Here is a 13,559-nt window from a genome sequence, read left to right on the forward strand (position 1 = left end):
GCGGAGCGGCGCAGCAGCACAAGGGGAGGAGACGGGATGACACCGGATTCACTACGGGCCGCGCTGCGGGGCGTACCCGATCCCGATTGGCTGGACGAGGCGCTGCGCCAGGTCGCGGCCGAGCCCACCGCGATCGCCCGGCTCTTTCCCGCCGTCGGCCGGCGTTGCGGTCGGGCCGCGTTGCCCGACGCCCCCGGCTGGACCGCCGACGACGCGGCCCGGGTGCTGCTGCTCACCGTCCTGCCGGGCGAGCACGCCTCGTACGCCGAGAGCCTCTACCAGCACGGTGACGCGGCCGAGCGGCGGGCCGTGCTGCGGGCCCTGCCGCTGCTGCCGATCGGCGCCGCCGGGGTGCCGCTGCTGCACGACGCGATCCGGACCAACGACACCCGGCTGATCGCCGCCGCCCTCGGCCCGTACGCCCGGCACCTCGACCCGGCCGCCTGGCGGCAGGCGGTGCTCAAGTGCGTGTTCAGCGGCGTGCCGTTGGCCGTGGTCGCCGACCTGGAGACCCGCGCCGACGGGGAGTTGGCCGCGATGCTGGCCGCGCTCACCGCCGAGCGGCACGCCGCCGGCCGGGAGATGCCCGCCGACGCCACCGACCTGCTCGACCGGCTCACCGCCGCACTGCCCCGGGAGGCGTGAATGCGCATCTTCGACCCCCACATCCACATGACCTCACGCACCACCGACGACTACGAACGGATGGCCGCCGCCGGGGTGCGCGCGGTGGTGGAGCCGGCGTTCTGGCTGGGCCAGCCGCGTACCAGCGCCGCCTCGTTCATCGACTACTTCGACTCGCTCATCGGCTGGGAGCCCTTCCGGGCCGGGCAGTTCGGGGTGCGGCACCACGCCACGATCGCGCTCAACCCCAAGGAGGCCAACGACCCGCGCTGCCGCCCGGTGCTCGACCTGCTGCCCCGCTACCTGGACAAGGACGCGGTCGTGGCGGTCGGCGAGATCGGGTACGACTCGATGACGCCGGAGGAGGACGAGGCGTTCGCCGCTCAGCTCGCCCTCGCCGTGGCGTACGACCTGCCGGCGCTGGTGCACACCCCGCACCGGGACAAGGCGCGCGGCTGCGAGCGCACCCTCGCCGTGGTCGCCGAATCCGGCATCGACGCGGGTCGCGTGGTCGTCGACCACCTCAACGAGGTGACCGTCAAGCTCGTCCGGGACAGCGGCTGCTGGCTGGGTTTCTCCATCTACCCGGACACGAAGATGACGCCGCAGCGGATGGTCGATCTGCTGCGCGAGTACGGCACGGAGCGGATGCTGGTCAACTCGGCCGCCGACTGGGGTCGCTCCGATCCGCTGCTGACCCGGGCCACCGCGGAGGCGATGCTGCTCGCCGGGTTCAGCGACGACGACGTCGACCGGGTGCTGTGGCGCAACCCGGTGGAGTTCTACGGCCAGTCCGGTCGGCTCGACCTGAGCGACCTCGACGTCACCGCCGTGGACCCGCAGACCGGCAACTCGATCCTGCGCGGCGGCAGCTGATGCGGCTGCGACATGCCGGCGGCGACACGGTCCATCTCGGCTACTGCACCAACGTGCACCCCGCCGAGGACCTCGCCGGCATCCTCGGTCAACTGGACACCTACGCCGTGCCGGTGCGGGAAGCGCTCGGCAGCGACCTGCTCGGCCTCGGCCTGTGGCTGGCCGCCCCGGTCGCCGCCGAGCTGGCCGCCGACCCGGCGCTGCGTCTGCGGCTGCGCGCCGAGCTGGACGCGCGCGGGCTGGAGGTGGTCACCCTCAACGGCTTCCCGTACGCGGCCTTCCAGGCGCCGGTGGTCAAGCAGGACGTGTACCACCCGGACTGGACCACCGAGCAGCGGCTGACGTACACAGTGGATCTGGCCCGGGTGCTCGCCGACCTGCTGCCCGACGACGCCGCCCGGGGCTCGATCTCCACCCTGCCGCTGGCCTGGCGGCGGCCCTGGGACACCGAGCGGGCCGACGCCGCCCGACGCCGGCTGGACCAGCTCGCAGCCGGCCTCGCCGCGGTGCAGCGCGACACCGGCCGCGAGGTGCGGGTCGCCTTCGAGCCGGAGCCCGGCTGTGTGGTGGAGAGCACCGGGCAGGCAGCCACGCTGTTGGACGGCATCGACACCGACCGGTTGGGCGTCTGCCTCGACCTGGCCCACCTGGCGTGCGCCTGGGAGGAGCCGGCCGAGGCGTTGGAACGACTGCGGGCGGCCGGACTGCCCGTGGTGAAGGTGCAGGTCTCCGCCGCCGTCGAGGCGGCCGACCCGGCCGGCGGCGCGGACGCGCTGCGCCGCTGGGTGGAGCCGCGCTTCCTGCACCAGACCCGGAGCGCCGGCTGCGCCGGTCTGGCCGACCCGGCCGACGCGGCGTACGCGGCCGACGACCTGGACGAGGCGTTGGACCGGGAGCTGCCCGGCCCGTGGCGGGTGCACTACCACGTGCCGCTGCACGCCCCACCGGAGGAACCGCTCGGCTCGACCCTGCCCGTCCTGCGTGCCGCCCTGAGAGCGCTCTACAGCGGGCCGACCGCCGGGTGCGACCACCTCGACGTCGAGACGTACACCTGGGGGGTTCTGCCGGCCGCGCGGCGGCCGGGCACCGACGCGGAGCTGGCCGCCGGCATCGCCGCCGAGCTGGCCTTCGCCCGAGACGAACTGGTCGGCCTCGGGCTGACCCCGGAACACACCGTGACCGCGGGAGTGACGCGATGAGCCGACGACTGGTGGTACTCGACGTGGTGGGGCTGACCCCCCGCCTGCTGGCGCACATGCCTCGGCTGCGCGGCGTCGCCGACGGCGGCTTCCGGGCCGAGCTGGGCACCGTGCTGCCCGCGGTGACCTGCTCGGTGCAGTCCACCTTCCTCACCGGCGAGCAGCCCAGCGGGCACGGGATCGTCGGCAACGGGTGGTACTTCCGGGAGCTGGGCGAGGTGTTGCTGTGGCGGCAGCACAACGCGCTGGTCGGCGGGGACAAGCTCTGGCAGGCGGCCCGTCGGGCCGAACCGGGCTACACCGTGGCCAACGTCTGCTGGTGGTACGCCATGGGCGCGGACGTCAACTGGACCGTCACGCCGCGACCGGTGTACTACGCCGACGGCCGCAAGGAGCCGGACTGCTACACCGACCCGCCGGAGCTGCACGACGCGCTCACCGGGCGGCTGGGCACCTTCCCGCTGTTCACCTACTGGGGGCCGACCGCCGGGCTGCCGTCGTCGCGGTGGATCTGCCAGGCCGCCGAGCAGATCCTGGCCGACGTGTCACCCGACCTGACCCTGGTCTACGTCCCCCACCTGGACTACGACCTGCAACGCTTCGGCCCCTCGTCGGCCCAGGCCGCCGCCGCGGCGGCCGAGCTGGACGCGGTGCTCGGCCCGCTGCTGGACGCCGCACGGGCCCGCGACGCGACAGTGGTGGTGCTCTCCGAGTACGGCATCACCGACGTGTCCCGGCCGGTGGACGTCAACCGGCTGCTGCGTGCCGAGGGGCTGCTGCGGGTGCACACCCAGGCCGGCATGGAGTACCTCGACCCGTGGACGTCGAAAGCGTTCGCGGTCGCCGACCACCAGGTCGCGCACGTCTACGTCAAGGACCCGGCCGACGTGCCGGCGGTGGCGAAGCTCTGCGCCGGGCTACCCGGGGTGGCCGAGGTGCTCGACGCCGAGGGCAAGGCCGCGCACGGGCTGGACCACCCGCGCGCCGGCGAGCTGGTGCTGGTGGCCGAGCCGGACTCCTGGTTCACCTACTACTACTGGCTCGACGACGCCCGCGCGCCGGACTTCGCCCGGCTGGTCGAGATCCACCGCAAGCCGGGGTACGACCCCGCCGAGCTGTTCTTCGACCCGGCCAACCCCGGTGCCGCGAAGGCGCGCGCAGGCGTGGCGCTGGCCCGCAAGAAGCTCGGCATGCGCTACCTGATGAGCGCCGTCGGCCTGGACGCCGGCGCCCAGGCGGTACGCGGCTCACACGGGCGGCTGCCCAGCGACCCGGCGGACGCCCCGGTGCTGCTCTGCTCCGACCCGTCCGCTGCCCGGGACCGGGTCGCGGCCACCGAGGTGAAGGCGCTGCTGCTGGAGTTGGCCGGGTTGGCCAACGGCGACGGTGGCCGGACCGGGGTGGGATCGTGACGTCCACCGTCGCCCCGACGGACGCGAGCAGGCTGCGGGAGCGCTTCGACGCGGAGTTGGCCGCCTTCCTCGACCGGCAGGGCCCGGACTGGCCCGACGGAGCGCCGCGCGGGGTGTTCACCGCGCTGCAACGGTTCGTGCTGGCCGGCGGAAAGCGGCTGCGTCCGCTGTTCTGCTACTGGGGCTGGCGGGCTGCCGGGGCTGCCGACGGCCGCCCGATCGTGGTGGCCGCGGCGGCGCTGGAGCTGTTCCACGCGTTCGCGCTGATCCACGACGACATCCTGGACGGCAGCGACCGCCGCCGGGGCGAACCGTCGGTGCACCGCCTCTTCGCCGACCTGCACGCCCGCTCGTCGTGGCGCGGCGACCCCGAGGCGTACGGGCGCAACACCGCCCTGCTCTGCGGGGACCTCTGCGCGGCCTGGTCGGATCAGATGTTCCACGAGTGCGGGCTGGACACCGAGCAGGTGCACCGGGGCTACGCCGTGTTCGCGCTGATGCGTACCGAGGTGATCGCGGGGGAGTACCTCGACCTGGTCTCCGGGGTGGGTGACGGCTCGGTGGCCAGCGCGCTCACCGTGATACGGATGAAGGCTGCCCGGTACACGGTCACCCGACCGTTGCAGATCGGCGCGGCGCTGGCCGGGGCGGGGCCGGAGCTGATCGCGGCTCTCGGCGAGTTCGGTGATCCGTTGGGTGACGCGTTCCAGCTCCGCGACGACGTGTTGGGCGTCTTCGGTGATCCGGCGGTCACCGGCAAGTCGATCCTGGACGACCTGCGCGAGGGCAAGCCCACGGTGATGATGGCGCTGGCCCGCAGCGCCGCCGACCGGTCGCAGACCCTGCGGCTGCGTGAGCTGTTCGGCAACCCGAAGTTGGACGCGGACGGCGCGGTCGAGCTGCGCGAGATCATCGAGGCCACCGGCGCGCGGGACCGGATCGAACAGATGATCAGGATCCGCAAGGAAGCGGCGACGGGAGCGCTGGCGGCGATCCCGCTCCCGGATTCGGTACGGGCGGCGTTGGTGGGGTTGGCCAGTCAGGTGACCGGTCGACAGTCGTGACGTGTCGGCGTCGCGTGCCGCCCCTCGTCGGGTGCGGCACGCGACGCCCTTTCTGGGGTCCCAACCCGGCAACTTTCGATCAAATCGACGAAAGTTGATGCTGGATCGTCGGAAGGTATGGACACATCGACATGCGCGACTTAGTGTCGGGGCCAACACGACATTGTTTCGTCGAGGTGAACCGGCGGCGCGGTAACCCATCGACCCCACCACCGCTACGGCATCCGGCGCGACGGCGCGCGCCCGGCCTGGCTTCATTCGTCAGGAAGGGACAGCACAGATGTCCAACAAGGACGCACCCCCTCGTCGATCCCGACGATGGCTCTCCACCGGATCGGCCCTGCTCCTCGTGGCCGCGGCTGGCACGGTCACGCTGGCGGCCAGCCCGACACCGGCCCAGGCGCACACGATCAACGCCACCGACTTCCAGCAGGTCGAACTCGCCCGGGGCGTGTCCGACATGGGTGAGCCGATGTCGCTGGCCGTGCTGCCGGACCGTTCGGTCCTGCACACCGCCCGCAACGGCACGCTGCGCCGCACCGACGCGAACGGCACCACGTCGGTGATCGGCACCCTGTCGGTCTACAACCACGACGAAGAGGGGTTGCAGGGCGTCGGAGTCGACCCGAACTTCGCCAGCAACCGGCAGATCTTCCTCTACTACGCGCCGCCGCTGTCCACCCCCGCCGGCGACGCGCCCGCGACCGGCACCGACTTCTCGGCCTGGCAGGGAGTGAACCGCCTCTCCCGGTTCACCCTCAACAGCGACTTCACGATCAACCAGGCCAGCAAGGTCGACGTCCTCGACGTACCGGCCGACCGCGGTCTGTGCTGCCACGTCGGCGGGGACATCGACTTCGACGCCGCCGGCAACCTCTACCTGTCCACCGGCGACGACACCAACCCCTTCGACTCCGCCGGCTACTCGCCCATCGACGAGCGGACCAACCGCAACCCGGGGTACGACGCGCAGCGCAGCGCCGGCAACACCAACGACCTGCGCGGCAAGATCCTGCGGATCAAGGTGAACGCGAACGGGACGTACTCCATCCCGTCGGGCAACCTGTTCGCGCCCGGCGCGGCCAAGACCCGGCCGGAGATCTACGCGATGGGGTTCCGCAACCCGTTCCGAATCAGCGTGGACAAGGGCACCGGGGTCGTCTACGTCGGTGACTACGGGCCGGACGCCGGCAGCACCAGCTCCACCCGCGGGCCGTCGGGCCAGGTCGAGTTCAACCGGGTCGCCGCGCCGGGCAACTTCGGCTGGCCGTACTGCACCGGCACGAACACCACCACCGAGACGTACAACGAGTGGGACTTCGCCACCAACGCCAGCGGAGCGAAGTACAACTGCGCCGGCGGGCCGACCAACAACTCGTTCCGCAACACCGGCCTGACCACCCTGCCGCCGGCCCAGCCGGCCTGGATCCGGTACGCCGGCGACGCCGGCACCCCGACCGAGTTCGGCGGCGGCTCCGAGTCGCCGATGGCCGGCCCGGTCTACCGCTACAACGCCTCGTCGACCTCCACCACGAAGTTCCCGCAGTCGTTCGACGGCCAGTTCTTCGCCACCGAGTTCGGCCGGGGCTGGATCAAGCCCATCCACGTCAACTCCGACGGATCCCGGGGCACCATCGACGCCTTTCCCTGGGTCGGCAAGCAGGTGATGGACTCGGCCTTCGGCCCGGACGGCTCGTACTACGTGCTCGACTACGGCACCGGCTACTTCAACGGTGACGCCAACTCGGCGCTCTACCGCTTCGACTACGTCGGCGGCGGCAACCGGGCGCCCAGCGCCGCGGCGAGCGCGAACAAGACCTCCGGCGCGGCCCCGCTGACCGTGGTGTTCTCCTCGGCCGGCTCGTCCGACCCCGAGGGCGGGGCGTTGACCTACTCGTGGAACTTCGGCGACGGCACCACCTCCACGACGGCGAACCCGACGAAGACGTACAGCACGAACGGCGCCTACACCGCCACGTTGACCGTACGGGACCCGCAGGGCGCCACCGGCAGCGCCAGCGTGCAGATCAGCGTCGGCAACACCGCGCCCACGGTGACCATCAACAACCCCGGCAACGGGCAGTTGTTCAGCTTCGGTGACACCGTGCCGTACAGCATCACGGTGACCGACCCGGAGGACGGCACGATCGACTGCACGAAGGTCAAGATGACCTACGTGCTCGGGCACGACCAGCACGGGCACCAGATCACCTCGAAGACCGGCTGCTCCGGCTCGATCACCATCCCGGTCGACGGTGAGCACGACGACGCGGCGAACATCTTCGCCATCTTCGACGCCGAGTACACCGACGCCGGTGGGCTGACCACGCACACCCAGCACACGCTGCCGCCGCGTCACCGCCAGGCCGAGTTCTTCGGCAGCTCGTCCGGGATCAACGTGTTCAGCAAGACCCCGGCCGAGGGCGGCAAGACCGTCGGCGACATCAACAACGGCGACTGGATCGCGTTCCAGCCGTACCGGCTCGGCAACGTCACCTCGTTCACCGCCCGGGTCTCCTCGGCGGGCGCCGGCGGCACCCTCCAGGTGCGGGCCGGCTCGGCCACCGGCACGGTGCTCGGCTCCGCGACCGTCCCGGTGACCGGCGGCTGGGAAACCTTCACCACTGTCACGGGGGCGATCACCAACCCGCCGACCGGCACCACCACGCTCTACCTGACCTTCGCGGGTACGGGCACCGGCGCGCTCTACGACCTGGACGCGTTCACCTTCACCACCGGCTCGGCCCCCACCGGCGGGACCGGTCCGATCAAGGGTCTGGGCGGCAAGTGCCTGGACGTGCGCAACGCCGCCACCGCCGACGGCACGCAGATCCAGATCTACACCTGTAACGCCAGTGCGGCCCAGACCTGGGCGGTCACGCCGAACTCCACAATCAAGTCGTTGGGCAAGTGCCTGGACGTCTCCGGTGCCGGCACCGCCGACGGCACCAAGATCCAGCTCTACACCTGCAACGGCACCGGGGCGCAGAACTGGGCCGGGCAGGCCGACGGCACGCTCCGCAACGTGGCGTCCGGGAAGTGCCTGGACGTCTCCGGAAGCAACTCCGCGGACAGCACCGTGGTGAACCTCTGGACCTGCACCGCCGCCGCGAACCAAAAGTGGACCCTGCCCTGAGCTGAGCGGAGGGGCTCCCACCGCACGGGAGCCCCTCCCCACCGTCCCGAAGGAGAGCGACCATGCGCAGACTCCTGCGAACCGTCCTCGGCGCGACCACCGCCGTCCTCGCCGTCATCGCCTGCACCACCCCGGCCACCCCGGCCAGCGCCGCCGACGCCCCGTACGACGTGCTGGTGTTCTCCAAGACCGCCGGCTTCCGCCACGACGCGATACCGGTCGGCATCCAGACCATCCGTGACCTGGGCGCCGCGAACAACTTCACCGTGACCGCCACCGAGGACGCCGCCGCGTTCACCACCGCCAACCTCGCCCAGTACGAGGCGGTCGTCTTCCTCAACACCACCGGCGACGTGCTCAACGCCACCCAGCAGACCGCCTTCGAGTCGTACATCGGGTCCGGCCGCGGGTACGTGGGTGTGCACGCCGCCGCCGACACCGAGTACGACTGGCCGTTCTACGGCAACCTGGTCGGCGCGTGGTTCGCCTCGCACCCGGCCATCCAGCAGGCCAACGTCAAGGTGGAGGACCGGGGGAACGCGGCCACCGGGCACCTGCCGCAGACCTGGACCCGCACCGACGAGTGGTACAACTACCGCACCAACGCCCGGTCCACCGCACACGTGCTGGCCACGCTCGACGAATCGTCGTACTCCGGGGGCGGCATGGGCGCCGACCACCCGCACTCCTGGTGCAAGAGCTACAGCGGCGGCCGGTCCTTCTACACCGGCGGCGGGCACACCCAGGCGTCGTACGCCGAGCCGGCGTTCCGGGCCCACCTGCTCGGCGGCATCCGGTACGCGGCCGGCCGGAGCAAGGCCGACTGCCGGCCCGAGACCGGCTACACCCCGCTCTACAACGGCTCCACCACCGGCTGGTCGCAGGCCGGGCCGGGCAACTTCACCAACTCCGACGCCACCCTCACCTCGGTGGGCGGCATGGGCCTGTACTGGTACAGCGCGAAGCAGTTCACCAACTACTCGCTGAAGCTGGACTGGAAGCTGGCCGGTGACGACAACTCGGGCGTGTTCATCGGCTTCCCGCCGTCGAGCGACCCGTGGTCGGCGGTGGACAACGGCTACGAGATCCAGATCGACGCCACCGACGCGGCGGACCGCACCACCGGCTCGGTCTACACCTTCAAGTCCGCGGACCTCGCGGCCCGCGACGCGGCGCTCAACGCGCCGGGGGAGTGGAACACCTACGAGCTGCTGGTCGAGGGCGAGCGGCTGCAGATCTTCCTCAACGGGGTGAAGATCAACGACTTCACCAACACCAATCCGGTACGGTCGCTGGCCGGCCACATCGGCATCCAGAACCACGGCACCGGCGACGACGCCTCGTTCCGCAACATCCGGATCAAGGAGCTGGGCACCACGCCTCCCCCGAGCGGGAACACCACCATCCAGGCCGAGTCGTTCAGCTCGGCCAACGGGGTCTCCGCGTTCACCAAGGCGGGTGCCAACGGTGGTCAGACCGTCGGCTACATCGACCCGGGTGACTGGGCCGCGTACAACGGCGTGGACCTGACCGGCGTCACCTCGTTCACCTCCCGGGTCGTCTCCGGCGGCGCGGGCGGCACCATCCAGGTCCGCACCGGCTCGGCCACCGGTCCGGTGCTCGGCACGGTCACGGTGCCCAACACCGGCAGTTGGACGACGTTCGCCAACGTCACCGCGGCGCTGTCCAACGTCCCGTCCGGCACCCAGAACCTCTACCTCACGTTTGGCGGTAGCGGCACCGGGCTCTTCGACGTGGACGACTTCACCCTGGTCAAGGGGACCGGCGGCAGCACCGGGGTCGGCCCGGTCAAGGGCCTCGCCGGCAAGTGCCTGGACGTGCGCAGCGGCGCCACTGCCGACGGCACCCAGATCCAGATCTACACCTGCAACGGCAGTACGGCGCAGACCTGGACCGTGACGCCGAACTCGACGATCAAGGCGCTCGGCAAGTGCCTCGACGTGTCCGGCAGCGGCACCGCCGACGGCACCAAGATCCAGCTCTGGACCTGCAACGGCACCGGCGCGCAGAACTGGGCGGCCCAGTCCGACGGCAGCCTGCGCAACACGGCCTCGGGCAAGTGCCTGGACGTCTCCGGCAACAACTCGGCGGACAGCACCATCGTCCACCTCTGGACCTGCAACGGCGCGGCCAACCAGAAGTGGACCCTGCCCTGACCTGCCGAACGCGCCGAGCCCACCGGGCTCACTGAACGCGCAGGCGCCGCCGGTCACGGCCGGCGGCGCCTGCGAGTCACCTGCTCCCGACGCCACCCGCTCCCGACGCCACCCGCTCCTGGTGGCAACCGCAGCGTCGGCGAACGCGCTCCGCCTCACCGGGCGCGTCCTTGCCGAGGCCAATGTCACCGAAGAGGGGTATACCTGTGAGTCATATTTATGACTCACAGGTATACCCCTCTCGACAATCCATCGCGGAGCGGCCGGAGCGGCCGGAGCGCCGGAGCGCCGGAGCGCCGGAGCGGCCGGAGCGGCCGGGGTGGTCGGAGCCGCCGGAGCCGCTGGGCGCGTTGCCTGGACGCCGGAGGCCTACTCTCAGCCGGCTGCCGTACCTTGACCAGCATGGGGCGTTTCGCGCGATGGCGCCGAGTGGTGCGGTCGCAGGGAGACCGCCTCCGCGGCGCGCTGCACCGGGCCGAGGAGCCCGACCCGTTGACCGGGCCGGCTCCCAGCCTGAACCGTCTCGACGCGCTGGCAGAGGAGTTCGCCGCAGGCCAGCCCGTGCGTTGGAGCCTCGGCGGGGCACCCCGGCCGCTGCCCGGCGCGGTCGACGTGGCGGCGTACCGGATCATCGAGGAGTCGCTGGCCGACGCGCGTCGACACGCCCCCGGCGCGGCGGTGGCGGTCCGGCTGCGCTACGACGCCGAGGGCGTCACCATCGAGGTACGCGACGACGGCGCCGATGCCGCGACGCCGGCCGGGGAGACCCGGGGCGCCGGGCGGGGGCTGGCCGCGGTGCGCGGGCGCACCGAGCGGGTCGGTGGCACCTTCTCCGCCGGCCCGAATCCCGGCGGCGGGTTCACCGTCCGGGCGGTCCTGCCCGCGCCCGAAGAAGCGGCCGAGTGACGATCCGGGGCTTTCGCGATGGGGCCCAACGGAAATAGGGTGGAGGTGGCGACCGTGACGGTGGCCGGTGACCCGGTGGGAGGCGCAACCCGCCGGGCTCAGGTGCGCTCGGCATCCACCGGTGTTCCGCCTCGGTGCCACGTACCGGTCTGACCGGTCACCCTCGCCCCGGTCCGCACAACGGAATCCCCATCACATCAGGGGAGAAGGACAATGGCGCGACCCATCACGCTCTTCACCGGCCAGTGGGCCGACCTTCCGTTCGAGGAGGTCTGCCGGCTCGCCTCCGAGTGGGGCTACGACGGTCTGGAGATCGCCTGCTGGGGCGACCACTTCGAGGTCGACAAGGCGCTCGCCGACGACTCGTACGTCGACCGCAAGCGGGAGACGCTCGCGAAGCACAACCTCGAGGTCTTCACGATCTCCAACCACCTCGTCGGTCAGGCGGTCTGCGACCATCCGATCGACGAGCGGCACCAGGACATCCTGCCCGCCCGGATCTGGGGCGACGGGGAGCCCGAGGGGGTCCGCCAGCGGGCCGCCGAGGAGATCAAGGACACCGCGCGGGCCGCGGCGAAGCTCGGGGTGAAGACCGTCGTCGGTTTCACCGGGTCGTCGATCTGGCACACCCTGGCGATGTTCCCGCCGGTGCCGCCGTCGATGATCGAGCGCGGCTACCAGGACTTCGCCGATCGGTGGAACCCGATCCTCGACGTGTTCGACGAGGTCGGGGTGCGGTTCGCGCACGAGGTGCACCCCAGCGAGATCGCGTACGACTACTGGACGACCAAGCGGACGCTGGAGGCGATCGGCAACCGGCCCGCGTTCGGGCTGAACTGGGACCCGTCGCACTTCGTCTGGCAGGAGCTGGACCCGGTGAACTTCATCTTCGACTTCGCCGACCGGATCTACCACGTGGACTGCAAGGACGCGAAGGTGCGTACCGGCGATGGCCGGCGCGGCCGGCTCGCCTCGCACCTGCCCTGGGCCGACCTGCGTCGCGGCTGGGACTTCGTCTCCACCGGGCACGGCGACGTGCCCTGGGAGGACTGCTTCCGGGCGTTGAACGCGATCGGCTACACCGGCCCGATCTCCGTCGAGTGGGAGGACGCCGGGATGGATCGCCTGGTCGGCGCCCCGGAGGCACTGCAGTTCGTCCGCCGGCTCGCCTTCGACGCCCCGAGCGCCGCCTTCGACGCGGCGTTCAGCAGCAAGGACTGACCACAGCTCGGAGCAGATTGCCGTTCGGACAGACCACGGGCCGGTCGCCGTCAGGCGACCGGCCCGTGTACGTGCGGATGGGTCAGAGCGTGCTGCCGTTGGTGCCCGAGCCGGACGGCTTGGTGCGGGGGGTGGTGGCCGACGGCGACCCGGAGGTCGTGCCGACCGTGCTGCTGCCCGTCGAGCCGGAGCCCGCCTTGGCGCCCACCGTGGCGGGCGTGCCGGCGAACGCGTCGTCGGCGGCGGTCAGCTCCTGCTTGCCGGTGCTGCCGTTGCCCAGCTTCTCGCCCAGCTTGGACTGGCCGAGCTTGTCCTTGCCCTCGCTGTAGAGCCGGTTGGCCTGGGCCTGCGCGACCCCGGCCGCCTCCTGGACGGTCGGGTGGTCGAGCACCTTGCGGCCCCGAACCACGAGCTCTTCGTACTTCTCCCGGCCGGCACGGGCGCCCAGGACGAATCCCGCAGCCAGCCCGCCAAGAAACATGATCTTTCCGCGCATGGCGGCTCCTTCCGTACCTGACGCGCCGTCGCCCCCGCCGGGTTGCCCCGTCGGGCGCGACAAATTCGCGCCTGCGTCCTCTGTCCGCAGCTAACTACCCATCCTGCTCCCCGCTCAAGCCTGCTTGTGCCGGGATGGCGATTTGCCCCGATTGCGATCAGGCCGTGGCGCTGACCTGCGAATCTGGATCAAGGCGGCTGCGGGTGCAACCCACTGGACCACCACCGGGGGATGTCCTGTACTCTTGTCCCGTCGCAGGGCACCGGCGAGATCCGGTTCCAGGCGGTGCACGATCCCCTGTAGCTCAATTGGCAGAGCAGCCGGCTGTTAACCGGCAGGTTATTGGTTCGAGTCCAATCGGGGGAGCTTCTCCACCAACGCCCGTCGGCAGCACGCCGACGGGCGTTTCTGCTGTCCCCACGTCCCGCGCCCTCCGGCCCCGGCAACT

General features: G+C 71.4%; 10 protein-coding genes and 1 tRNA gene. 10 read left to right on the forward strand and 1 reads right to left on the reverse strand.

The window, feature by feature from the left end; all coding sequences use genetic code 11:
• Positions 1-36 precede the first annotated feature (36 nt).
• The 9 genes from ABZU53_RS05680 to ABZU53_RS05720 all read left to right on the forward strand — a co-directional run bounded on the left by ABZU53_RS05680 (position 37) and on the right by ABZU53_RS05720 (position 12,615).
• The gene (locus tag ABZU53_RS05680; RefSeq protein WP_355064079.1) at positions 37-645 is read left to right on the forward strand and encodes an EboA domain-containing protein; all 609 of its coding nucleotides are present in this window, start codon (positions 37-39) and stop codon (positions 643-645) included.
• Entirely contained in the window at positions 646-1,500 is an 855-nt protein-coding gene (locus ABZU53_RS05685; RefSeq protein WP_355064081.1) for a TatD family hydrolase, read from the forward strand.
• On the forward strand, positions 1,500-2,699 hold the full coding sequence (gene eboE, locus ABZU53_RS05690) for a metabolite traffic protein EboE (protein WP_354854592.1): 1,200 nt from the start codon (positions 1,500-1,502) through the stop codon (positions 2,697-2,699). The genes ABZU53_RS05685 and eboE overlap by 1 nt, the downstream gene beginning before the upstream one ends.
• The gene (locus ABZU53_RS05695; protein ID WP_354854590.1) at positions 2,696-4,111 is read left to right on the forward strand and encodes a nucleotide pyrophosphatase/phosphodiesterase family protein; all 1,416 of its coding nucleotides are present in this window, start codon (positions 2,696-2,698) and stop codon (positions 4,109-4,111) included. The genes eboE and ABZU53_RS05695 overlap by 4 nt, the downstream gene beginning before the upstream one ends.
• Positions 4,108-5,175, forward strand: coding sequence for a polyprenyl synthetase family protein (locus ABZU53_RS05700; RefSeq protein WP_354854588.1), 1,068 nt, complete (start codon positions 4,108-4,110; stop codon positions 5,173-5,175). Before ABZU53_RS05695 ends, ABZU53_RS05700 begins: the two co-directional genes overlap by 4 nt.
• 280 nt (positions 5,176-5,455) lie before the next feature.
• Entirely contained in the window at positions 5,456-8,311 is a 2,856-nt protein-coding gene (locus ABZU53_RS05705; RefSeq protein WP_355064083.1) for a PQQ-dependent sugar dehydrogenase, read from the forward strand.
• A gap of 62 nt (positions 8,312-8,373) precedes the next feature.
• On the forward strand, positions 8,374-10,488 hold the full coding sequence (locus ABZU53_RS05710) for a ThuA domain-containing protein (RefSeq protein WP_355064084.1): 2,115 nt from the start codon (positions 8,374-8,376) through the stop codon (positions 10,486-10,488).
• Positions 10,489-10,890: 402 nt separating this feature from the next.
• A complete protein-coding gene (locus ABZU53_RS05715; protein ID WP_355064086.1) occupies positions 10,891-11,394 on the forward strand; it encodes an ATP-binding protein in 504 nt (167 codons plus the stop codon).
• A gap of 213 nt (positions 11,395-11,607) precedes the next feature.
• Positions 11,608-12,615, forward strand: a complete 1,008-nt coding sequence (locus tag ABZU53_RS05720) for a sugar phosphate isomerase/epimerase family protein (protein WP_354854580.1) — start codon at positions 11,608-11,610, stop codon at positions 12,613-12,615.
• 82 nt (positions 12,616-12,697) lie between these two features.
• Here the strand turns inward: ABZU53_RS05720 and ABZU53_RS05725 are convergent, their stop codons facing one another.
• Positions 12,698-13,111 carry a hypothetical protein gene (locus ABZU53_RS05725; RefSeq protein ID WP_354854578.1) on the reverse strand — a complete coding sequence of 138 codons (414 nt, stop codon included), beginning with the start codon at positions 13,109-13,111 and terminating at the stop codon, positions 12,698-12,700.
• Positions 13,112-13,404: 293 nt separating this feature from the next.
• Between ABZU53_RS05725 and ABZU53_RS05730 the strand changes: the two genes are divergently transcribed.
• Positions 13,405-13,477: transfer RNA gene (locus ABZU53_RS05730), tRNA-Asn, on the forward strand.
• The last annotated feature ends 82 nt before the right edge of the window (positions 13,478-13,559 follow it).

Source organism: Micromonospora sp. NPDC005194, assembly GCF_040608335.1.
Lineage (GTDB): Bacteria > Actinomycetota > Actinomycetes > Mycobacteriales > Micromonosporaceae > Micromonospora.

Excerpts from the sequence above, each read along its gene's own strand:
- ABZU53_RS05705 (WP_355064083.1), top strand. The coding sequence starts at position 5,456 with ATGTCCAACAAGGACGCACCCCCTCGTCGATCCCGACGATGGCTCTCC.
- ABZU53_RS05685 (WP_355064081.1), top strand. The coding sequence starts at position 646 with ATGCGCATCTTCGACCCCCACATCCACATGACCTCACGCACCACCGAC.
- ABZU53_RS05715 (WP_355064086.1), top strand. The coding sequence starts at position 10,891 with ATGGGGCGTTTCGCGCGATGGCGCCGAGTGGTGCGGTCGCAGGGAGAC.
- ABZU53_RS05680 (WP_355064079.1), top strand. The coding sequence starts at position 37 with ATGACACCGGATTCACTACGGGCCGCGCTGCGGGGCGTACCCGATCCC.
- ABZU53_RS05710 (WP_355064084.1), top strand. The coding sequence starts at position 8,374 with ATGCGCAGACTCCTGCGAACCGTCCTCGGCGCGACCACCGCCGTCCTC.
- ABZU53_RS05695 (WP_354854590.1), top strand. The coding sequence starts at position 2,696 with ATGAGCCGACGACTGGTGGTACTCGACGTGGTGGGGCTGACCCCCCGC.
- ABZU53_RS05725 (WP_354854578.1), bottom strand. The coding sequence starts at position 13,111 with ATGCGCGGAAAGATCATGTTTCTTGGCGGGCTGGCTGCGGGATTCGTC.
- eboE (WP_354854592.1), top strand. The coding sequence starts at position 1,500 with ATGCGGCTGCGACATGCCGGCGGCGACACGGTCCATCTCGGCTACTGC.
- ABZU53_RS05720 (WP_354854580.1), top strand. The coding sequence starts at position 11,608 with ATGGCGCGACCCATCACGCTCTTCACCGGCCAGTGGGCCGACCTTCCG.